This window comes from Janthinobacterium lyxosi (assembly GCF_051380665.1).
Classification (GTDB): domain Bacteria; phylum Pseudomonadota; class Gammaproteobacteria; order Burkholderiales; family Burkholderiaceae_D; genus Janthinobacterium.
This window is the reverse complement of record NZ_JBNYXM010000007.1, coordinates 161,292-182,375: the sequence shown is the minus strand read 5'-3', so window position 1 is coordinate 182,375 and position 21,084 is coordinate 161,292. Positions and strand designations below refer to the sequence as shown.

Annotated in this window: 16 protein-coding genes and 1 riboswitch; of the genes, 11 read left to right on the top strand and 5 right to left on the bottom strand. The window is 62.3% G+C overall.

The features are described from left to right. Positions 1-13 precede the first annotated feature (13 nt). The 5 genes from purH (at position 14) to ACQ4WP_RS09455 (ending at position 4,441) form a co-directional block, all read left to right on the top strand. Positions 14-1,600, top strand: coding sequence for a bifunctional phosphoribosylaminoimidazolecarboxamide formyltransferase/IMP cyclohydrolase (gene purH, locus ACQ4WP_RS09475; protein ID WP_436519955.1), 1,587 nt, complete (start codon positions 14-16; stop codon positions 1,598-1,600). A gap of 104 nt (positions 1,601-1,704) precedes the next feature. Beyond that, positions 1,705-2,244, top strand: coding sequence for a crossover junction endodeoxyribonuclease RuvC (ruvC, locus tag ACQ4WP_RS09470; protein ID WP_436519953.1), 540 nt, complete (start codon positions 1,705-1,707; stop codon positions 2,242-2,244). Positions 2,245-2,300: 56 nt separating this feature from the next. Continuing rightward, a complete protein-coding gene (gene ruvA, locus ACQ4WP_RS09465; RefSeq protein ID WP_436519951.1) occupies positions 2,301-2,879 on the top strand; it encodes a Holliday junction branch migration protein RuvA in 579 nt (192 codons plus the stop codon). A gap of 6 nt (positions 2,880-2,885) precedes the next feature. Further along, positions 2,886-3,941, top strand: coding sequence for a Holliday junction branch migration DNA helicase RuvB (ruvB, locus tag ACQ4WP_RS09460; protein WP_034749202.1), 1,056 nt, complete (start codon positions 2,886-2,888; stop codon positions 3,939-3,941). Positions 3,942-3,973: 32 nt separating this feature from the next. Next, a complete protein-coding gene (locus ACQ4WP_RS09455) occupies positions 3,974-4,441 on the top strand; it encodes a YaiI/YqxD family protein (RefSeq protein ID WP_102123182.1) in 468 nt (155 codons plus the stop codon). Positions 4,442-4,495: 54 nt separating this feature from the next. Here the strand turns inward: ACQ4WP_RS09455 and ACQ4WP_RS09450 are convergent, their stop codons facing one another. The 4 genes from ACQ4WP_RS09450 to ACQ4WP_RS09435 all read right to left on the bottom strand — a co-directional run bounded on the left by ACQ4WP_RS09450 (position 4,496) and on the right by ACQ4WP_RS09435 (position 10,833). Further along, positions 4,496-5,635 (bottom strand): OmpA family protein, encoded by a 1,140-nt coding sequence (locus ACQ4WP_RS09450; protein WP_436519949.1) that lies wholly within the window; start codon positions 5,633-5,635, stop codon positions 4,496-4,498. A gap of 13 nt (positions 5,636-5,648) precedes the next feature. Further along, positions 5,649-7,166 carry an ice-binding family protein gene (locus ACQ4WP_RS09445; RefSeq protein WP_436519947.1) on the bottom strand — a complete coding sequence of 506 codons (1,518 nt, stop codon included), beginning with the start codon at positions 7,164-7,166 and terminating at the stop codon, positions 5,649-5,651. Between the two features lie 277 nt (positions 7,167-7,443). Continuing rightward, positions 7,444-7,872: a DUF2147 domain-containing protein gene (locus ACQ4WP_RS09440; RefSeq protein WP_436520119.1), complete on the bottom strand. Its 429-nt coding sequence runs from the start codon at positions 7,870-7,872 to the stop codon at positions 7,444-7,446. Positions 7,873-8,025: 153 nt separating this feature from the next. Further along, on the bottom strand, positions 8,026-10,833 hold the full coding sequence (locus tag ACQ4WP_RS09435) for a valine--tRNA ligase (protein WP_436519945.1): 2,808 nt from the start codon (positions 10,831-10,833) through the stop codon (positions 8,026-8,028). A gap of 508 nt (positions 10,834-11,341) precedes the next feature. On the opposite strand from ACQ4WP_RS09435, the gene ACQ4WP_RS09430 reads away from it, so the two are divergent. Further along, a complete protein-coding gene (locus ACQ4WP_RS09430) occupies positions 11,342-12,394 on the top strand; it encodes a porin (protein WP_436519943.1) in 1,053 nt (350 codons plus the stop codon). Here the strand turns inward: ACQ4WP_RS09430 and ACQ4WP_RS09425 are convergent. Beyond that, positions 12,391-14,439, bottom strand: a complete 2,049-nt coding sequence (locus ACQ4WP_RS09425; RefSeq protein WP_436519941.1) for a putative bifunctional diguanylate cyclase/phosphodiesterase — start codon at positions 14,437-14,439, stop codon at positions 12,391-12,393. The two genes, ACQ4WP_RS09430 and ACQ4WP_RS09425, sit on opposite strands and share 4 nt — an antisense overlap. A gap of 238 nt (positions 14,440-14,677) precedes the next feature. Between ACQ4WP_RS09425 and ACQ4WP_RS09420 the strand changes: the two genes are divergently transcribed. From ACQ4WP_RS09420 to thiC, 5 genes are all read left to right on the top strand, one after another. Further along, entirely contained in the window at positions 14,678-15,418 is a 741-nt protein-coding gene (locus tag ACQ4WP_RS09420; RefSeq protein ID WP_436519939.1) for a Crp/Fnr family transcriptional regulator, read from the top strand. Positions 15,419-15,474: 56 nt separating this feature from the next. Beyond that, positions 15,475-17,718, top strand: coding sequence for a PAS domain S-box protein (locus tag ACQ4WP_RS09415; RefSeq protein WP_436519937.1), 2,244 nt, complete (start codon positions 15,475-15,477; stop codon positions 17,716-17,718). A gap of 28 nt (positions 17,719-17,746) precedes the next feature. Continuing rightward, positions 17,747-18,553: a response regulator gene (locus ACQ4WP_RS09410; protein WP_436519935.1), complete on the top strand. Its 807-nt coding sequence runs from the start codon at positions 17,747-17,749 to the stop codon at positions 18,551-18,553. Between the two features lie 39 nt (positions 18,554-18,592). Next, positions 18,593-18,847 (top strand): hypothetical protein, encoded by a 255-nt coding sequence (locus ACQ4WP_RS09405; protein WP_436519933.1) that lies wholly within the window; start codon positions 18,593-18,595, stop codon positions 18,845-18,847. A 108-nt stretch (positions 18,848-18,955) separates the two neighbouring features. Continuing rightward, positions 18,956-19,071: riboswitch (TPP riboswitch) on the top strand. 79 nt (positions 19,072-19,150) lie between these two features. Next, on the top strand, positions 19,151-21,064 hold the full coding sequence (gene thiC / locus ACQ4WP_RS09400) for a phosphomethylpyrimidine synthase ThiC (protein ID WP_436519931.1): 1,914 nt from the start codon (positions 19,151-19,153) through the stop codon (positions 21,062-21,064). Positions 21,065-21,084: the final 20 nt, after the last annotated feature.

Sequence of the window (21,084 nt, the reverse complement as noted above, 5' to 3'; positions counted from 1 at the left end):
CCTAGCCACAGCCATGATCAAACAAGCTCTCCTCTCCGTTTCCGACAAGACCGGCGTTCTCGAATTCGCCCGCGCCCTGTCTGCCCTCGGCGTCAACCTCCTGTCCACCGGCGGCACCGCCAAATTGCTGGCAGACAACGGTGTTCCCGTCACGGAAGTTGCCGATTACACGGGTTTCCCGGAGATGCTCGATGGCCGTGTGAAGACCCTGCACCCGAAAGTGCATGGCGGTATCCTGGCGCGCCGCGATTTCCCTGAGCACATGTCGAAACTGGTCGAGCACGACATGCCGACCATCGACATGGTGGTGGTCAACCTGTATCCGTTCCAGGGCACGGTCGCCAAGGCCGATTGCACGCTGGAAGACGCGATCGAAAACATCGATATCGGCGGCCCGACCATGCTGCGTTCGGCGGCCAAGAACCACAAGGACGTGGTTGTCATCTGCGATCCGACCGACTACGACGCCGTGCTGGCGGAGCTGCGCTCGGCCGACGGCTCGGCCGGCACGGTCAGCTACGACACCAAGTTCATGCTGGCGAAAAAAGTCTTTGCGCACACGGCGCAATACGATGGCGCCATCACCAACTACCTGACCAGCCTGGGCCCGACGAAGGTGCACGCCGAGCGCGGCGCCTATCCGCAAATCCTGAACGTTGCATTTGAGAAAGTGCAAGACATGCGTTACGGTGAAAACCCGCACCAGAGCGCCGCCTTCTACCGCGACCTGGCCGTCACCGATGGCGCGCTGGCCAACTACCGCCAGCTGCAAGGCAAGGAATTGTCGTACAACAACATCGCCGATGCCGATGCGGCCTGGGAATGCGTGAAGAGCCTGGGCGGCTTCGAGCAAAGCGCTGCCTGCGTGATCGTCAAGCACGCGAACCCATGCGGCGTCGCCCTGGGCAAGAATGCGGCCGAAGCGTATGCGCGTGCCCTGCAGACGGACCCGACTTCCGCGTTTGGCGGCATCATCGCCTTCAACACGGAACTCGACGGTGCCACCGCCGGCGAAATCGCCAAGCTGTTCGTCGAAGTGCTGATCGCCCCATCGTTCTCGACGGAAGCGAAACAGATTTTGTCGAGCAAGCAAAACGTGCGCATGCTGGAAATCCCGCTGGGCAGCGGCGTCAACGCCATGGACTTCAAGCGCGTGGGTGGCGGCTTGCTGGTGCAATCGCCGGACGCGAAAAACGTCGGCATCGGCGACTTGCGCGTGGTCAGCAAGCTGCAGCCTACGCCGCAACAATTGTCCGACCTGATGTTCGCCTGGAAAGTGGCGAAATTCGTCAAGTCGAACGCCATCGTCTTCTGCGGCAATAACATGACCCTGGGCGTGGGCGCTGGCCAGATGAGCCGTATCGACTCGGCCCGCATCGCTTCCATCAAGGCGCAAAACGCGGGCCTGTCGCTGACGGGCTCCGTGGTGGCGTCGGATGCCTTCTTCCCCTTCCGCGACGGCCTCGACGTCGTCGTCGATGCGGGCGCGACTTGCGTGATCCACCCGGGCGGCTCCATGCGCGACCAGGAAGTGATCGATGCCGCGGACGAGCGCGGCGTCGTGATGCTCTACACGGGTACGCGTCACTTCCGTCATTGATTAAACCCCAAACAAGGGCTGGGGTATGACCCGAAGGGTCAGACCCCGAACGGCAGGCACCGGTTATTCACCGGTGCCTGCCGTATTCATTATAGAATCTGGCGATGATTATTCTTGGCATCGATCCTGGCCTGCGCACCACCGGCTTTGGGGTCATTGAAAAACACGGCAACAAGCTGCGCTATATCGCGTCGGGGACCGTCAAGACGGATTCCGAAGGGGAATTGCCGCCGCGCCTGAAGATCATCCTGCAGGGAGTGAGCGAAATCGTCGGCACCTACCAGCCCGATTGCGCGGCCATTGAAAAAGTGTTTGTCAACGTCAACCCCCAATCGACTCTGCTGCTGGGCCAGGCGCGCGGCGCGGCCATTTGCGCGCTCGTGCATGCCGACCTGTCGGTGGCCGAATACACGGCCCTGCAGGTGAAGCAGGCCGTCACGGGCCACGGCAAGGCGGCCAAGGAGCAGGTGCAGGATATGGTGTCGCGGCTGCTATCCTTGCCCGGCTTGCCCGGCACGGATGCGGCCGATGCCCTGGGCGTGGCCATTTGCCATGCCAACAGCATCGATGCGCTGGCCATGCTCGGCGCGCTGGCGCCCCAGTTGCAGGGCTTGCGCATGAAGCGCGGCCGTTTAGTAGGATAGCTGCATGGCCCTCATATATTAATAGAAACAACGATACACAACATTAGGAACACGCGATGATAGGCCGTCTCTCCGGTATTTTGCTTGAAAAGAATCCGCCACAATTGCTGGTCGATTGCCAGGGCGTCGGCTATGAAGTCGACGTGCCGATGAGCACGTTTTACAACTTGCCCCATGTGGGCGAAAAAGTCGTGTTGTTCACGCACCAGGCCATCCGCGAAGATGCGCACCTGCTGTTTGGCTTTGGCAATGCGGCCGAGCGGGCCGTGTTCCGCCAGTTGATCAAGATCACGGGCGTGGGCGCGCGCATGGCCCTGTCGATCCTGTCCGGCATGACGATTGCCGATCTGGGGCAGGCGATCACCCTGCAGGATTCCGGCCGCCTGGTCAAAGTGCCCGGCATCGGCAAGAAGACGGCGGAACGGCTATTGCTGGAATTGAAGGGCAAGCTGGGGGCCGATATCGGCGCCGGCGGCGCGCATGCGGCACCGGATGCGAAATCGGACATTTTGAACGCTCTGGTGGCGCTCGGCTATTCGGACAAGGAAGCGCTGGCCGCCGTGAAGAACGTGCCGGCCGGCAGCAGTGTCTCCGACGGCATCAAACTGGCGCTGAAAGCGCTGTCGAAAGGCTGATAACGCATGAGCATCCAGACCGACAGTTTCACGGAACAGCGCATCATCGACGCGGCGCCCATCTCGCACAACGAAGAGGCCATCGAGCGGGCCTTGCGTCCCAAGCAGCTCGATGAATATGTGGGACAGGAAAAGATCCGCGACCAGCTGGAAATCTTCATCACGGCCGCGCGCCAGCGCAAGGAAGCGCTCGACCACACTTTGCTGTTCGGCCCTCCAGGCCTGGGCAAGACCACCCTGGCGCACATCATTGCGCGCGAAATGGGCGTGAATTTGCGCCAGACCTCCGGCCCCGTGCTGGAACGCCCGGGCGACCTGGCCGCGATCCTGACGAACCTGGAAGCGAACGATGTCCTGTTCATCGATGAAATCCACCGGCTGTCGCCCGTTGTCGAGGAAATTTTATATCCGGCGCTTGAAGATTATCAAATCGATATCATGATCGGTGAAGGCCCGGCCGCCCGTTCCGTGAAGCTCGATTTGCAACCGTTTACCCTGGTCGGCGCCACCACGCGCGCCGGCATGCTGACCAACCCGCTGCGCGACCGTTTCGGTATCGTCGCCCGCCTGGAGTTCTACAACACGGGCGAGCTGACGAAGATCGTCACGCGCAGCGCCGCCTTGCTGAAAGCCCCGATCGACCCGGAAGGCGCGCACGAGATCGCCCAGCGCGCCCGCGGCACGCCGCGCATCGCCAACCGCTTGCTGCGCCGCGTGCGCGATTTCGCTGAAGTCAAAAGCAATGGCGAGATCACCAAGGTGGTGGCCGACCGCGCGCTGGCCATGCTGGACGTCGATTCCGCCGGCTTCGACGTGATGGACCGCAAGCTGCTGGAGGCGGTGCTGTTCAAGTTCGGCGGCGGCCCCGTCGGCATCGGCAACCTGGCCGCCGCCATCGGCGAAGCGGCCGATACCATCGAAGACGTGCTGGAACCGTATCTGATCCAGCAAGGCTTTTTGCAGCGCACGCCCCGTGGCCGTGTCGCCACGCCGGCCGCCTATTTGCACTTTGGCGTCAGCGCGCCGCGCATGGGCCCCGGCGGCGAAGCGTGGGAACTGTGATGGCGGACGGCAGCCAACAGGCTATCGAAGGCATGCAGATCTGGATCGACGCCGATGCCTGCCCCGTGGTCATCAAGGAAATTCTGTACCGCGTGGCCGACCGCCTGGAGTTACCGCTCACCCTGGTGGCCAACCAGGGCTTGCGCGTGCCGCCGTCGCGTTTCATCCGCACCGTGCAAGTGCCGTCCGGCGCCGACGTGGCCGACCAGGAAATCGTGCGCCTGCTCAATCCTGGCGACCTGGTCATCACGGGCGACATTCCGCTGGCCGCCGACGTGCTGACCAAAGGCGGCTATGCCTTGAATCCGCGCGGCGAGTTTTACACGAAAGATAATATCGCCCAGCAACTGACGATGCGCGCCTTCATGGAAGAATTGCGCAGCGGCGGCGTGGATACAGGCGGCCCGGCTGCCTTCAGCCAGTCCGACCGGCAGCAGTTCGCCAACAGCCTCGACAGGCATTTGAGCAAGCATCACCGCAAGCCGGCGCCAGCGCAATAATCTGTGGACGAAAAAAAACCGGTGCAAGCCGGTTTTTTTACGTGCCAGTTTGATTTAACGCAGCACTTTTCTCGTGCCCACCACTTCCACCGTCACGCGGCGGTTCTTGGCGCGGCCGGCGGCACTCGTGTTGTCGGCCACGGGCTGCGTTTCTCCCTTGCCCTCCGTGTAGACGCGGCTCGTTTCCACGCCTTGCGCCACCAGGTAAGCCTTGACGGCTTCGGCGCGGCGCTGCGACAGCTTCTGGTTGTAGGCGTCGGAACCGACGGCATCCGTATGACCGACCGTGACGATGACTTCCAGGTCCATGCCGGTCAATTGACCGAGTAGCTGGTCCAGTGCCGCCTTGCCTTGTGGCTTGAGCGTCGATTGATCGAAATCAAACAATGCTTCCGAAGCAAACGACACTTTTTCCGCCACGGGGACAGGTGCCGGTGCGGCCACGATGACGGGCGCCGGCATGGCGACGACAGGGGCGACGTCGGGTGCCGGCTGGTAGGCGGGCGTGGCGCTGGCCGGGCGACCCAATTTGTAGACCAGGCTGACGGAATACAGGTCCGCATCGCCGCGGTTGCCGACGGCGTCGTTCAGGCGATAACGTTCCACTTCGCCGCGCAAGGCCAGCGCTTCGCTGAACTTGTATTCCAGGCCCAGGCCCAGCTTGGCGTTGAGCTTGCGCTCGCTGGCATGCGTGTTGGTCGAGCCCAGCAGGCGGTTGCCGCTGAACTCCGTGTTCGTCTTGGTGTAATGCATGCCGACCCGGCCCAGCAAGGACAGGCGCTGCGACAGCGGCAGCTGGCCCAGCAAGTCCAGATTCACGCCGCGAAAGGCTGCTTGTCCGTTGAGTACGCCATTGCCGCTGGTGGTCGACTTGAAATCGAACTTGCCCAGGTCAAAGTAACCGCCTTCCACGGCGAAATACTGGTTCAGTTGCCGGCCGGCAAACAGTTTATAGCCGGTGTCGCGCTGGTCCTTGCTAAAACCGGTGACGCTTTCACCGTTGGCGGCCAGGCTGGCGCGCAGGCGCGGCTCGTCGATGGTGGCGCGCGACTGGCCCACGCCCGCACCGAGGTACCAGGCGCTGTTGGCCCAGTCCGGGTTGATGAAGGTGTTGTCCTGCGCCTGCGCCGCTTGCGCTGCCAGCAAGGCGCCGGCCATCACGCTCAGGGCGCCCAGTGTGTGTGCAATAGTCATGGTCATGTCCCGATTATTTGGTGATCTGGTTGTTGCGCAGGGTGACGGCGGCAGCCGTCAGCACGCGGCCATTGAGCAGGGTCGTGTTGTCGCCTACCGTGATGGCGGCAGACTGGCCCAGGATATTGCCCTTGAAGACGCTGTTGGCGGCCAGGGTGGTGGGGCCGACAGGCAGCCAGCTGACGTTGTCGGCCGTGGCGCCATTGTTCAGGGCAACGATGGCGTTGGCGGTCGAATCCAGGGTCAATGCCGTGCGGAAGATGTACACGCCGGGACCGTTCAGTGTCAGGGTACCCGTAATGCTGATGGCGCCCGCATAGCAATATACGCCGGGACCGAAGGTCTGGCCGCCCAGGTCGATGCCGCCGGCAAAGCTGACGTCGCAGGTCCGGCTATTGCCATCCGTGATCGCCGTTTGCAAATCCGTCATGGCGCCGGCCAGGATGGCGCCCGACTTGTAGTTGGTAAAACCTGCCGCCTGGGTCGGATCGGTGGTCTGCGATGGCGCACCGACGTCGCCCGTGATCAGGGTGGTGCCGCCCGAATTATTCGTGATCGAGGTGCCGGCCAGCACGCCGAATGGCGCCGCGCGGCCCAGAATGATCGGGTTGAACACGGGCGGGATGGCCACTGCCGTGACAGTCAGCAGCGCGCTGCCCGACTGGCCGCCGGCCGTGGCGGTGATGTTGCTGGTGCCGGTGGCGATGCCGGTGGCCACGCCCGTGTTCAGCACGCTAGCGGTGGCAATGGTGCCCGAAGTCCAGGTGGCGCCGCCAGTGACAATGGCGTTCGAGCTATCCGAATACGTTGCCGTGGCAATGAATTGTTGCTGGGCACCGACAGCGATGCTGGCGGTGGCCGGCGTGACGGCGATGCTGACGATGGTGGCGGCAGGCACGCTGACGGTGGTGCTGGCCGTCTTGCCGTTGAAGCTGGCGTTCATGACGCTGGTACCAGAGGCAACGCCACTGACCAGGCCGCCGCTGGCGACGATGGCGAAAGCGGGCGTGACTGAAACGAAGCTGCTGCCGCTCGTGACGTCGACGGTGCTGCCATCCGAATACGTGGCAAGGACGGCCAACTGGCGCGTCGCGACGACGGGCACGATGGGGTTTTGCGGCGTGACGGCGATCGACAGCAAGGTGGCCGGGGTGACGGTCAGTACGGCGCTGGCGCTCTTGCCGCCAAACGCGGCGCTGATGCTGCTGCTGCCGGCAGCGATGCCGGTGCTCAAGCCCGTGGCGGCATTGACCGTGGCGCTGGCCGCCGTGGCGGAAGTCCAGGTCGCCTTGGCGCTGACGTCTTGCGCGGAACCGTCGCTATACGTGGCGATGGCCGTGAATTGCTGGCCGGCACCGATGGTGACCGTCGCCGTGGCTGGCGTGACGGCCAGGCTGGACAAGGTGGCGCCCGGCAAGCCGAGGATGGGATCGCGTCCCTGGTCGCCGCCGCCGCAGCCGGCCAGGGCGGCCATGGCCAGCAGGCCTGCCGCGACGAGCAGCGGATTCAGATATCGTTTGAAGAGGTTCATTTGCGTTCCTTTGTGCATGGCAGTCACTGCCGGGCATCCGCGGATGAGGTCATCCGGCAGAGCCATGCCGCCCTTCGCTACAGGGCGATGGCGTCACTGGCATGCACTATTTCATTTAGAAAAATGGAGGTATGTGCGCTGGCGCGCTTAGCTTCCGCCGCATAGGGAAATACCTTGAAAGGAGCGGAATTCGGCCTGGAAAACAACAGCTGTGGCGCAGGTGGACGTAAAAAAGCCGGCGCAGAGGCCGGCTTCGGTCGGGCAGGGCGTGCGCTGCTTATTCTTCGCGCACCCACGTCTGCGAGCGGCCAAACATCGGCACGCCGACATAACCGCGCACTTGCAGCTTGGTGCCGCCTTCAATCAGTTCGGCCTTGCTCTTGTAGACCTTGCCGCTGGCCGGGTCCGTGATTTCGCCGCCCGTCCATTCCTTGCCGTCATATTTCAGGCCGGACAGGATCACCAGGCCGATGATGGGCTGGTCCTTGTTGGCGCCCGTGCACTTGTCGCACTTGGGGTTTTGATCTTCATTCGGGCCACGGAACAGCTTGTCGATCTTGCCTTGCAAGACACCGTTGTTTTCCGTGATGACGACGAGCGATTTCGGCTTGCCGGTGGCGTCGTCGATGGTTTTCCACGTGCCCACGGGGGTGAAGTTGCCGTCGCGCGCGGTGGCGCTGCCGGCGATGGCCAGGGCGGCCACCATGATGCTTGCTGTGACGCTTGCTTTGAATATGTTATGCATCGCTAGTCTCCTTTGGTTTTTTTGATCGGGTCACGAACAGTGTATATACCAAGGCAAGACCAGCCATCCTGCGCGGCGTCACGGAAGACGCCGCGCAATCCTGCCAAACTTGCCTTATGCGCTGGCTAGTTTAGCAAACTGTTCGCGCAATTTTTCAATTGTGGCGGAAAAACTGAGCAAGCGCTCGTTTTCTTGCGCAACGATGGCGGCAGGGGCGCGTGCGACAAAGCTTTCATTGCCTAATTTGCCATTCACTTTGGCAATTTCCGCTTCGATGCGGGCGATTTCCTTGCCCAGGCGTTCGCGTTCGGCGGCCACGTCGATTTCCACTTTCAGCATCAGCTTGGTGGTGCCGACGATGGCGACGGCCGCAGGCGAGTCCGGCAGCGCATCGACGATCTGCACGTCGGCCAGCTTGCCCAGCGACTGGATGTAAGGCGCGTACGACGCCAGCGCGGCCTTTTCCGTTGCATTGCCCGCTTCGACGATCAGCGGCACGCGCACGGAAGGCGAGATCTGCATTTCGCCGCGCAGGTTGCGCGTGGCATCCGTCAGTGCTTTCAGCTGCTGCATCCACGCTTCGGCCGATTCGTCGATCTTGTCGGTGTTGGCGATCGGGTACGGCTGCATCATGATGGAATCACCGTCTGGCTTGAGCGTCTTGCCGGCCAATGGCGCCACCGTTTGCCACAGGGCTTCTGTGACAAACGGAATGATCGGATGGGCCAGGCGCAGCACGACTTCCAGCACGCGCAGCAAGGTGTGGCGGGTGGCGCGTTGCTGGCCTTCCGTGCCTTGCTGGACTTGCACCTTGGCTACTTCCAGGTACCAGTCGCAATACTCGTCCCAGACGAATTTGTAGATGGTGGCGGCGATGTTGTCGAAACGGAAGTCTTCGAAGCCTTTTGCCACGTCCAGTTCAGCGCGTTGCAGCAAGGAGATGATCCACTTGTCCGCTTGCGACAGGTCGGCGTCATTCGGGGTGCAGTCCTTGCCTTCCGTATTCATCATGACGAAACGGGTGGCGTTCCACATCTTGTTGCAGAAGTTGCGGTAGCCTTCGCAGCGGCCCAGGTCGAAATTGATGTTGCGGCCCAGCGATGCATAGCTGGCCATGGTGAAGCGCACGGCGTCCGTGCCGTAGGCCGAAATGCCTTCCGGGAATTCCTTGCGGGTCGCCTTGGTGATCTTTTCCGCGTCGCGCGGGTTCATCAGCCCCGTGGTGCGCTTGACGATCAAGCCTTCCAGGTCGATGCCGTCGATCAGGTCGATCGGGTCGAGGGTGTTGCCTTTCGACTTGGACATCTTCTGTCCCGTCGAATCGCGCACCAGGCCGTGCACGTAGACGGTTTCAAACGGCACCTTGCCCGTGAAGTGCGCCGTCATCATGACCATGCGCGCGACCCAGAAGAAGATGATGTCGAAACCCGTCACCAGCACGGACGACGGCAGGAAAGCCTTCATGTCCGGCGTTTCTTCAGGCCAACCCATGGTCGAGAACGGCACGAGAGCCGACGAGAACCACGTGTCGAGCACGTCGTCGTCGCGTTTCAACGGGCCCGTGCTGCCGGCGGCCAGGGCCTTGGCTTGCGCCTCAGCTTCCGTCTTGGCAACAAAAATATTGCCCTTGTCGTCGTACCAGGCGGGAATCTGATGGCCCCACCACAGTTGGCGCGAGATGCACCAGTCCTGGATGTTGTTGAGCCACTGGTTGTAGGTGGTGCTCCAGTTTTCCGGCACGAACTTGATTTCGCCATTGGCGACCTTGTCCAGCGCCGTTTCCGCGATCGATTTCCCTGGGAAGAAAGTGCCTTCCGGGGCCGGTTTGCTCATGGCGACAAACCACTGGTCCGTCAGCATCGGTTCGATGACGACGCCCGTGCGGTCGCCGCGCGGCACCATCAGCTTATGCGGCTTGACTTGCTCGAGCAAGCCTTGCGCGTCGAGGTCGGCGACGATCTGTTTGCGCGCGGCAAAGCGGTCCAGGCCGCGATACGCTTCCGGCGCGTCGTCGGTGATCTTCGCGTCCAGGGTCAGAATGACGATTTGCGCCAGTTTGTGGCGCTGGCCCACGGCGTAATCGTTCATGTCATGCGCTGGGGTAATCTTCACGCAGCCCGTGCCGAATTCCTTGTCGACATATTCGTCGGCGATGATGGGGATTTCGCGATCGGTCAGCGGCAGTTTCAGCATCTTGCCCACCAGCGGCAGGTAGCGCTCGTCCGTCGGATCGACGGCTACGGCCACGTCGCCCAGCATGGTTTCAGGACGCGTGGTGGCCACCGTCAGGAAACCGCTGCCGTCGGCCAGCGGGTACTTGATGTACCACATGGAGCCGTCTTCTTCTTCGGACACCACTTCCAGGTCGGAGACGGCTGTGCCCAGCACGGGGTCCCAGTTGACCAGGCGCTTGCCGCGGTAGATCAGGCCTTGCTCGAACAGGCGCACGAAGACGTCGGTGACGACTTTCGAACGCGGTTCGTCCATCGTGAAGTATTCGCGCTGCCAGTCGGCCGAGGCGCCCAGGCGGCGCATTTGCCCGGTGATGATGGAACCGGATTTTTCTTTCCATTCCCACACTTTTTCCACGAATTTCTCGCGGCCCAGGTCATGCCGCGAAATCTTTTGCGCGTCCAGCTGGCGTTGCACGACGATTTGCGTGGCGATGCCCGCGTGGTCGGTGCCGGGAATCCAGGCCGTGTTGTGGCCCAGCATGCGGTGGTAGCGGGTCAGGCCATCCATGATGGTCTGGTTGAACGCATGACCCATGTGCAGGGTGCCGGTGACGTTCGGCGGCGGCAACTGGATGCTGAAGGAAGGTTTTCCCGCATCGAGGGTGGCGGTAAAGTAACCGCGCTGTTCCCACTCGGTGCGCCAGAATTGTTCAATGTCGGCGGGCTCGAAAGACTTGGCTAATTCCATGATTTGGCGTGTGATTGGCAAAAGGATCCATTATAGATGACACGGCATCGCCTGCAGCGTGGCAAACGGCCTTTTTCAGTGTTTTGGCGGCTTTGCGGACCGTTTGCCCGCAACAGAACGGGGAGTAAGACGCTGCCGATGTTATAATGCCGGCCTCGGCGCCTCCTGCCCCATCTTTGCGGACGGCGCCTGCAGACGCGGTGGTATCAAAGTTTCCTACCCAACTCCCGTCCGCGTCACGCGGCCAGCGCATCTGCGATGCCAGGCACCTTCAGCGCGTCCCCTGCGGGCCGGGCGCCTGAACCACGCGCACCGTCAGCGGTGCACCATTCACGGCGGACTACCGCGCGCCCTCGTCTTTACCGGCCGCGCCGCCACAGCTTCGCCAGGAATGTTGTTATCTGGCCCGTCGTCTTTCGATACGGCATGTAACTACAGCGCGCCTAGCCGCCTGTGGCCGCGCCATGGCCGCGCGCTTTCCCGGTTTGGCCTTTACAAGGAAACCAGCATGAAAAAAATCTCGATCACCATGGCACTCGCCACCTTGGGCGCTTTGCCTGCCGTCCACGCCCAGTCGTCCGTCGACCCGTCTTCAGTCACCATGTATGGCTTGATGGATGCGGGCCTGGTGCAGGAAGGCGGCATCAGCAAGCTCACCAGTGGCGTGTCGGCCGGCTCGCGCCTGGGCCTGCGCGGCACGGAATCGCTGGGCAATGGCTTGCGCGCCGTATTCACCCTGGAAGCGGGTGTCCTGAGCGACACGGGCCGCTCCGACCAGGCGGGGCAATTGTTCGGCCGCCAGGCGTTTGTCGGCATCGACAGCCCGCTGGGCATGCTGACCGTGGGGCGCCAGTACAACCTGCAAAGCCAGGCGCTGACGGACGTGGCCGACCCCTTCGAAGGCGGCATGGCCGGTGCCTCGACCAACCTGGCCGGCTATTCGGCCACGCGCATCGACAATACCGTGCGCTACACCTCGCCGGAATGGCGCGGCGTGACCGGCACCGTCATGCTCGGTGCTGGCGAACACACGGGGATTGCGGCAGATCAACGTTCGCTGGGCCTGGCCCTGGGCTATGTCAACGGCCCCCTGACCCTGTGCCTGGCGCGCCAGAGCCGTGGCGGCGAATTCGGCAAGGCCGACGTCAACAACACCATTCTGGCCGGCAACTACAACTTCGGCGTGGCCACGGCGTTTGCCGGCTATGGCCGCAACACGGGCGAGGGCAGCACGATGTTCTTTGCGGAAAACCCATATGGCGCGGCGCAGGCGCCGGCCCAGTCGAGCGATAGTCGCGACGCCATCGTCGGCGTGTCCGTGCCGCTCGGCGCGACCACCTTGCTGGCCTCGTATGTGCACAAGGATGACCGCGACGCGGCCAACCGCGACGCGCAGCAGCTGGCCATCGGCGCCACGTACGCCTTGTCCAAGCGCAGCAAGGTGTATCTTGCCTACGCGCATATCCGCAACCGCAACGACGCCGCCTATATGGTGGGCAATGCCACGGAGGTGGGCAGCGGCAATCGCGCGCTGAACATCGGCTTGCGCCACGCGTTTTAAGCGGGCAGCATGCTGCCTTCGTGCAACAGTGCTTCGAAGGCGGGCGCGGTCAGCGGTCGGCTGAACAGATAGCCCTGCATCTGGTCGCAGCCGTGCTGGCGCAGGAAGGCCAGCTGCGGCGCCGTTTCCACGCCTTCGGCGATCACTTTCAGACGCAGGCTGTGCGCCAGCGAAATGATGGTGCGCACGATGGCCGCGTCGTCGTCGCTGTTTGTGATGTCACTGACGAAGGTCTTGTCGATTTTCAGTACGTCGATGGGGAAGTGGCGCAGGTAGGCCAGGCTGGAATAGCCGGTGCCGAAGTCATCGATGGACAGTTGCACACCCAGCGCCTTCAGCTTGCTCATGATGGCCGTGGCTTGCTCCACGTTATGCATGACCATGCTTTCCGTCAATTCCAGTTCCAGATGGGCGGCATCGAGGCCGGTCTCGGCCAGTGCCTGCGCCACCGCGTGCAGCAGATTCCTTTGCTTGAATTGCCGCGCCGACAAGTTGACGGCCAGGCGCAACGGGCCATGGCCGGCCAGCTGCCAGGCGCGCGCCTGGGCGCACGCCGTGTGCAGGGCCCAGTCGCCGATGGGGATGATCAAGCCCATTTCCTCTGCCAGGCCGATGAAGCTGGCAGGCGGAATGCGCCCCAGTTGCGGATGTTGCCAGCGCAGCAGAGCTTCCATGCCCACCACCGTGCCGCTGGACAGATCCAGCTGGGGCTGGTATTCGAGGTGGAACTGCCCCCGCTCCAGGGCGTGGCGCAACTCGCTTTCCAGTCCCAGCCGCTCCAGGGTGCCCTCATTCATGCTCGACGCATAAAATTGCCACTGGCCCCGTCCCTGCTCCTTGGCTCGGTACATGGCGATGTCGGCATGCTTGATCAAGGTGTCGGCATCCTGGCCATCGTCGGGATACACGGCCACGCCCATGCAGCAGCTGAGAAAAAATTCATATTCGCCCAGTTGCAGCGGCTGCGCCACGGCGTCCAGGATGCGCTGCAGGATGGCGGTGCCCGGTTCGCCAATGCCATGCTGGGGCAGCAGCAGCACGAATTCGTCGCCGCCCAGGCGCGCCACCGTGTCGACTTCGCGCGTGGCGTCGCGCAGGCGCTCGGCCACGTTTTTCAGCACCGTGTCGCCCGCATCGTGGCCCAGGGTATCGTTGACGAATTTAAAGCGGTCGAGGTCGATGAACACCACCCACAGGGGCAGGCCGCTGCGGCGCGTCACGGCCATTGCCTGCTCCAGCCGTTCGCGCAGTAGTGCCCGGTTGGCCAAGCCTGTGAGGATATCGTGCCTGGCCTGGAATTCCATCTCCTGTTCGAAGCGCATGACGGTGCTGATGTCGTATTGCGCCACGACAAAGTGGCTGACGGGGCCATCGCCATCTTCGCGCACGGGCGCGACGAACAGTTCGCTCCAGTAGCAACTGCCATCCTTGCGGAAGTTGCGCACGATGGCCTTGCCTTCGCGCTGTTCGCGCAGGGCGGCTGTAATCTCATGCATGTCTTGCCGCCCTTGCTCGGGACCCTGCAAGTCTTCCAGGCGCTGGCCAATGACTTCGCCGGCCGCATAGCCGGTGATGCGCTCGAAGGCGGGGTTGACGTATTCGATCAGGAAGCCCGGCGCATCGGCGCTGCACAGGATGACGGCATTGGCCGACACTTCGATGATGCGTTCGCGCAAACGCAGCGCCTTTTCATTGTGCATGCGCGCAGCGATGTCTTCGGACAGGCGCAAATTGGCAAACTGCAGCGCCGCCGTGCGCTCGCCCGTGATGCGGGCAATCACGGAATTGCGCGACACCAGCTGAAACACATACGCCGTTGCCAGCAGGCTCGACAGTAATCCGCCCAGCAGCACGTACAGGGAACCGCGATGGTTGGCGTCCAGGCTCATGCCGCTGGCGTAGTACTGCAGCAGCAGCCGGGTGCTTTCCGACTCGATCTGGCGCGCCGAGGCGTAGCACAGGGCCGTCAGGCACAGCCCGACCGCCAGCGTGATCAGGGCCGAAGTGGAAACGGAAATGGAGATGCGTTGGAAGAATGATTGCATGATGGCGTCCGGTAGGCAGCGCCGGTGCCGATCCATGACCCGGCAGCTCTGGCAGTGATTGACTGTAGGATGCGCGGCACATTGTCGTCCGTTCGCTGGCGAACAGACAGCCAGACCCGCAAGAAATATAGTCGCATCATTGTGCAGACGCCGTGTTAGGCTCCAGCATATAGCGGCCCTCGTTCGGACGTCTTTCATTTATCTCCTAGCTGACGACTGGAAACCAGGAATCCTGCCCATGTCGAGTCCGCATGCCCAGTTGCACAACCCGAATCAAAACCATTTGCTCGCCGCCATGCTCGACGCCGATTTCGCGCGCCTGGTTCCTCATCTGGAGCAAGTCTCCATGCTGCTGGGCGACGTGATCTACGATTCGGGCGACAAGCTGCAGCATGTGTACTTTCCCACCACCGCCATCGTTTCTCTTCACTATCTGCTGGAAAATGGCGGTTCGTCGGAAATTGCCGGCGTGGGTAATGAGGGCGTGGTGGGCGTGTCGCTGTTTATGGGTGGCAACTCGACCCCCAGCCGCGCCGTGGTGCAGACGGGCGGCGTCGGCTATCGCCTGAAGGCGCACCTGCTGATGGAAGAATTCGACCGTGCCGGTCCCGTCATGCGCTTGCTGCTGCGCTATACGCAAGCCCTGATCACGCAAATGTCGCAGACGGCCGTGTGCAACCGCCACCATACGGTGGAGCAGCAACTGTGCCGCTGGCTGCTGCTGACCATGGACCGCCTGCCGAACCGCGAGCTGACCATGACGCAGGAACTCATCGCCAACATGCTGGGCGTGCGCCGCGAAGGTGTGACGGAAGCGGCCGGGCGCTTGCAGGCGCGTGGCTTCATCAGTTACCGGCGCGGCCATATCTCCGTGCTGGACCGCGCCGGCCTCGAAGGCCATGTGTGCGAATGCTATGGCGTGGTGAAGAAGGAATTCACGCGTCTGCTGTCGGACGTGCGCCAGCGCCAGGCGCACTGAACACCGCATTGAGTACCACATTCCCCCTCTTATCGTAGTCATTGCCCAGGCTCATCATGCAATCTGTCGAAAACACCCCCCCGCGCGCACCCTCGCGCTGGCCCATGGCGCTGGCATTTTCCTTCAGCGCCGTCGTGCTGCTGGCCGTTGGCGTACTGGCCTGGCGCGCGCCGTTCGAGACGGCATGCGCCATTGACGCGCTGGTATTCCTGCTGCTGATGCTGCTGGCGGCACTGTACCGGCGCACGGTGGCGGCCAGCCTGCCACGCCAGCTGCTCAAGGCGGGCGCCTTGCAGGATGCGATCTTCAACAGCGCCAATTTCTCCTGCATCGCCACCGATGCGCAGGGCGTGATCCAGATTTTCAATGTGGGCGCCGAACGCATGCTCGGCTATGAAGCCAGCGACGTGGTCGACAAGCTGACGCCGGCCGGCATTTCCGACGCGCAAGAAATCATTGCGCGCGCCGCCGCCCTCAGTGCCGAACTCGATACCGTCATCACGCCTGGCGTGGAGGCGCTGGTGTTCAAGGCCACGCGCGGTATCGAAGATATTTATGAGCTGACCTACATCCGCAAGGATGGCAGCCGCTTCCCCGCCATCGTCTCCGTGACGGCCCTGCGCGACGCGCAGAGCAAGGTTATCGGTTACTTGCTGATCGGCACCGACAATACGGCGCGCAAGCAGGTCGAGGCGGAACAGGCGCTGCTGGACCAGCGCTTGCGCGAGCAGCAGTTCTATACGCGCTCGCTGATTGAATCGAATATCGACGCCCTGATGACGACGGACCCGCGCGGCATCATCAGCGACGTCAACCAGCAGATGGAAGCGCTGACGGGTTGCACGCGCGACGAATTGATCGGCGCGCCGTGCAAGAATTACTTTACGGAACCGGAACGGGCCGAGGAAGCCATCGCACGCGTGTTGCGCGAAGGCAAAGTGACCAATTACGAGCTGACGGCCCTGGCACGTGACGGCAAGCAGACGGTGGTGTCGTACAACGCCTCGACCTTCCACGACCGCAACCGCAAGCTGCAGGGCGTGTTTGCCGCCGCGCGCGACGTGACGGAACGCAAGCAGTTCGAACTAGCCTTGCAAGACACGAATATCGAAATGGAAAAGGCCCGCCAGGCAGCGGAAAAGGCGAACCTGGCGAAGTCCGAGTTCCTGTCGAGCATGAGCCATGAATTGCGCACGCCCTTGAACGCCGTGCTGGGCTTTGCCCAGCTGATGGCGTCCGAAACGCCGGCGCCGAGCTTGCCGCAGCAGCGCTCGATCGACCAGATCCTCAAGGGCGGCTGGTATCTTTTGCGTTTGATCAATGAAATCCTCGACCTGGCCATGATCGAGTCGGGCAAGGTCACCATGTCGGAAGAGGCGATGTCCTTGCTCGACGTGCTGCAGGATTGCCAGGCGATGATCGCGCCGCAGGCGGAAAAACGCGGCATCAGCATGCATTTCCCCCGCTGCGGCCAGACTTTCTATGTGCATGCCGACCGTACGCGCGTAAAACAGGTGATGATCAATCTGCTGTCGAACGCCATCAAGTACAACCAGAGCGGTGGCAGCGTGAAAGTCGATTGCCGCCAGCGCGGCGACAAAGTGCGCACCAGCGTCACCGACAGCGGCGCCGGCTTGGACGCCGAACAAATGAGTCAGCTGTTCCAGCCTTTCAACCGCCTGGGCCAGGAAAGCAGCACGGAAGAGGGCACGGGCATCGGCCTGGTCGTCACCAAGCAGTTGGTCGAACTGATGGGCGGCGAGATTGGCGTCGATAGCACGGTGGGCCTGGGCACCACTTTCTGGGTGGAATTCAAGGCTTCGCGCGCGCCCGAACTGCACCTGGAACCGGGCGAGGTCTTGCTTGTGGCACAGGAAGACCAGGAAACCCAGCGCACCTTGCTGTACGTGGAAGACAATCCGGCCAACCTGGCGCTGGTGGAGCAATTGATCGCCCGCCGCAGCGATTTGAAACTGCTCACCGCCATCGATGCGCACCTGGGCATTGACCTGGCGCGCACGTATCAGCCGGACGTGATCTTGATGGATATCAACCTGCCCGGCATCAGCGGCTATGGCGCGCTGCACATCCTGCACGACGACCCCCTCACCAGCCACATTCCCGTGATGGCGCTGTCGGCCAACGCCGTGCCGCGCGACATCGAGAAAGGCCTGGAAGCGGGCTTCTTCCGCTACCTGACCAAGCCGATCAAGGTCGTCGAATTCATGGATGCGCTCGACGTGGCCCTGCACCATGCGGCTGCGCACGGCCTGGCCGACGACACTCACGCAGTACGCTAATTCAGCACTTCATTTTAGGAATACCGCCATGCTTCAAGCCACCGAGATCCTGAACGCCAGCATCCTCATCGTCGATGACCAGGAAGCCAACGTCATGCTGCTGGAACAGGTGCTGCGCAATGCCGGCTACACGCGCATCACGTCCACCATGGACCCGCAAGCCGTGCACGCGCTGCACCAGCAGCACCGCTACGACCTGATCCTGCTCGACTTGCAGATGCCGGAAATGGATGGCTTCGAAGTCATGGAAGGCTTGCGCGACATCGAGGCGGGCAGCTATCTTCCCGTGCTGGTGATCACGGCCCAGCCCGGCCACAAGCTGCGCGCGCTGCAGGCGGGCGCCAAGGACTTCGTCAGCAAGCCCTTTGACCTGGTGGAAGTGAAGACGCGCATCCACAACATGCTGGAAGTGCGCTTGCTGTACCAGAAGCTGGCCGAATACAACAAGTCGCTGGAACAGATGGTGGAAGAGCGCACGGCGGAGTTGCGCGAAAGCGAAGCGCGCTTCCAGCGCTTCACGGAGCTGTCGTCCGACTGGTACTGGGAACAGGATGCGCAGGGCAATCTGACGCGCTTTTCCGGCCCCGTGGCCGAAATGCTGGGCATCGGCAGCGAAGAAGAGCCGCAGCGCTGGAACGCCGCCGAGCGCGCCTCGCTCGACGCCAAGATTGCCGCGCGCGAACCCTTCCTCGACTTCATCTACAGCCGCGCCAACCTCGATGGCAGCACGCAGTATCTGCAGGTCAGCGGCGAACCGATGTTCGATAATGGCAGCCGCTTCATCGGCTACCGCGGCATCGGCCTCGATGTCACGGAGCGCCATCGGAGTGCCTGATTTATACTTGCTGCTATCCATATCCACAAGGAAAGCATCATGACTGACAAATCTCCCTCCTACTGGTTTCCAGCCAAGACCTATGGCTGGGGCTGGGGCTTGCCCATCACCTGGCAGGGCTGGCTGGTGTTCCTGGCCGCGCTGGCGCTGTTCGCCTGCGGTGCCTTCCTGTTTCCCCCGCAAACCATGCTGGTGGGCTACATCGTGTATGAAGTGGCCGTCGTTGCCCTGCTCATTTTCATCTGCCAGCTGAAGGGCGAACCGACCCGCTGGCGCTGGGGCAAGAAGAAATAAGCGTGCTGGCATCTGCTGCATTGCAGCAGATGCGCAAAGACGACAGCTGCAAGAAATCATCTGGCCATGCGGCGCGAACCGCGTATAATTGGCTCGCTGCCGCAAGGCGGCAAACGCTAGGGGTCCTGCCTTTCGCTGTGGAAACACAGTGCAAGCGCGGGTGAGAAATACCCTCCGAACCTGATCTGGATAATGCCAGCGAAGGGAAGCTTTAGGATGAACGCACCCCGCTTTTCCGCGTGCGCGCAGCCGAACCTCCTTAGCTGGCTCCAGGCTTAAAAATAGTCTAGCCAAGGAGCCAAAATGAACGCCAACCCGAAATTCCTCTCCGCCACCGCCACGGTCGACGAAGCCGCCATCGCGCCGCTGCCCAATTCGCGCAAGATTTACGTGCAAGGTAGCCGCCCCGACATCCGCGTGCCCATGCGCCAGATCAGCCAATCCGACACGGAAGCGTCGTTTGGCGGAGAAAAGAATCCACCGATCTACGTGTATGACACCTCCGGCCCGTACACGGACCCGGACGTGCAGATCGACATCCGTTCGGGCCTCGACACGCCACGCCTGCCGTGGATCATGGAGCGGGCCGACACGGAAGAGCTGCCCGGCCCCACCTCCGATTACGGCATCGCCCGCCTGGCAGACCCGAAACTGGCCGAGCTGCGTTTTAATTTGCACCGCAAGCCGCGCCGCGCCATGGCCGGCAAGAACGTGACGCAAATGCATTACGCGCGGCGCGGCATCATCACGCCGGAAATGGAATTCGTCGCCATCCGCGAAAACATGCGGCGCGCAGAGTACTTGAAAGAGTTGAAAGCCTCCGGCCCCATGGGCGAGCGCCTGGCCGACCTGATGGGCCGCCAGCACCCGGGCCAGTCGTTCGGCGCCAGCATCCCGGCCGAGATTACGCCGGAATTCGTGCGCGAGGAAATCGCCCGCGGCCGCGCCATCATCCCCGCCAACATCAACCACCCGGAAGTGGAACCGATGATTATCGGGCGCAACTTCCTGGTAAAAATCAACGCGAACATCGGCAATTCGGCCGTCACCTCGTCGATAGGCGAGGAAGTGGAAAAGATGACCTGGGCCATCCGCTGGGGCGGCGATAACGTGATGGACTTGTCCACCGGCAAGCATATCCACGAAACGCGCGAATGGATCGTGCGCAACAGCCCCGTGCCTATCGGTACGGTGCCCATCTATCAGGCGCTGGAAAAGGTCAATGGCAAGGCCGAAGATCTGACCTGGGAAATTTTCCGCGATACCCTGATCGAGCAGGCAGAACAGGGCGTCGACTATTTCACCATCCACGCGGGCGTGCTGCTGCGCTACGTGCCGATGACGGCCAAGCGTTTGACGGGCATCGTCTCGCGCGGCGGCTCCATCATGGCCAAGTGGTGTCTGGCGCACCACCAGGAATCGTTCCTGTACACGCATTTCGAAGATATCTGCGAAATCATGAAGGCGTATGACGTCTCGTTCTCGCTGGGCGACGGCTTGCGCCCCGGCTCCATCTATGACGCCAACGACGAAGCGCAGCTGGGCGAACTGAAAACCCTGGGCGAGCTGACGCAAGTTGCCTGGAAGCATGACGTGCAAGTGATGATCGAAGGCCCGGGCCACGTGCCCATGCAACTGATCAAGGAAAACATGGACTTGCAGCTGGAGCAGTGCGGCGAAGCGCCGTTCTACACCTTGGGACCGCTGACCACCGACATCGCGCCCGGCTACGACCACATCACCTCAGGCATCGGCGCGGCCATGATCGGCTGGTATGGCACGGCCATGCTGTGTTACGTGACGCCGAAGGAACACCTGGGTCTGCCGAACAAGGCCGATGTGAAGGACGGCATCATCACCTACAAGATCGCGGCGCACGCGGCCGACCTGGCGAAAGGCCATCCGGGCGCGCAAATCCGCGACAACGCCCTGTCGAAAGCGCGCTTCGAATTCCGCTGGGACGACCAGTTCAACATCGGCCTGGACCCGGACAAGGCGCGCGAATTCCACGATGAAACCCTGCCCAAGGATTCGGCCAAGGTGGCGCATTTCTGCTCCATGTGCGGCCCGCATTTCTGCTCGATGAAGATCACGCAGGAAGTGCGCGAATACGCGGCCGGCATGGGCATCGCGGAAGACAAGGCGCTCAAGCAGGGCATGGAAATCAAGGCCATCGAATTCATCAAGAACGGTGCCGAGCTGTACCGCAAGGTCTGAAGGAGAGCGTGATGACTGCA

Bases quoted from the DNA above. Each gene is read 5' to 3' on its own strand.
- purH (WP_436519955.1), top strand. From the start codon at position 14: ATGATCAAACAAGCTCTCCTCTCCGTTTCCGACAAGACCGGCGTTCTC.
- ruvC (WP_436519953.1), top strand. From the start codon at position 1,705: ATGATTATTCTTGGCATCGATCCTGGCCTGCGCACCACCGGCTTTGGG.
- ruvA (WP_436519951.1), top strand. From the start codon at position 2,301: ATGATAGGCCGTCTCTCCGGTATTTTGCTTGAAAAGAATCCGCCACAA.
- ruvB (WP_034749202.1), top strand. From the start codon at position 2,886: ATGAGCATCCAGACCGACAGTTTCACGGAACAGCGCATCATCGACGCG.
- ACQ4WP_RS09455 (WP_102123182.1), top strand. From the start codon at position 3,974: ATGCAGATCTGGATCGACGCCGATGCCTGCCCCGTGGTCATCAAGGAA.
- ACQ4WP_RS09450 (WP_436519949.1), bottom strand. From the start codon at position 5,635: ATGACTATTGCACACACACTGGGCGCCCTGAGCGTGATGGCCGGCGCC.
- ACQ4WP_RS09445 (WP_436519947.1), bottom strand. From the start codon at position 7,166: ATGAACCTCTTCAAACGATATCTGAATCCGCTGCTCGTCGCGGCAGGC.
- ACQ4WP_RS09440 (WP_436520119.1), bottom strand. From the start codon at position 7,872: ATGGTGGCCGCCCTGGCCATCGCCGGCAGCGCCACCGCGCGCGACGGC.
- ACQ4WP_RS09435 (WP_436519945.1), bottom strand. From the start codon at position 10,833: ATGGAATTAGCCAAGTCTTTCGAGCCCGCCGACATTGAACAATTCTGG.
- ACQ4WP_RS09430 (WP_436519943.1), top strand. From the start codon at position 11,342: ATGAAAAAAATCTCGATCACCATGGCACTCGCCACCTTGGGCGCTTTG.
- ACQ4WP_RS09425 (WP_436519941.1), bottom strand. From the start codon at position 14,439: ATGCAATCATTCTTCCAACGCATCTCCATTTCCGTTTCCACTTCGGCC.
- ACQ4WP_RS09420 (WP_436519939.1), top strand. From the start codon at position 14,678: ATGTCGAGTCCGCATGCCCAGTTGCACAACCCGAATCAAAACCATTTG.
- ACQ4WP_RS09415 (WP_436519937.1), top strand. From the start codon at position 15,475: ATGCAATCTGTCGAAAACACCCCCCCGCGCGCACCCTCGCGCTGGCCC.
- ACQ4WP_RS09410 (WP_436519935.1), top strand. From the start codon at position 17,747: ATGCTTCAAGCCACCGAGATCCTGAACGCCAGCATCCTCATCGTCGAT.
- ACQ4WP_RS09405 (WP_436519933.1), top strand. From the start codon at position 18,593: ATGACTGACAAATCTCCCTCCTACTGGTTTCCAGCCAAGACCTATGGC.
- thiC (WP_436519931.1), top strand. From the start codon at position 19,151: ATGAACGCCAACCCGAAATTCCTCTCCGCCACCGCCACGGTCGACGAA.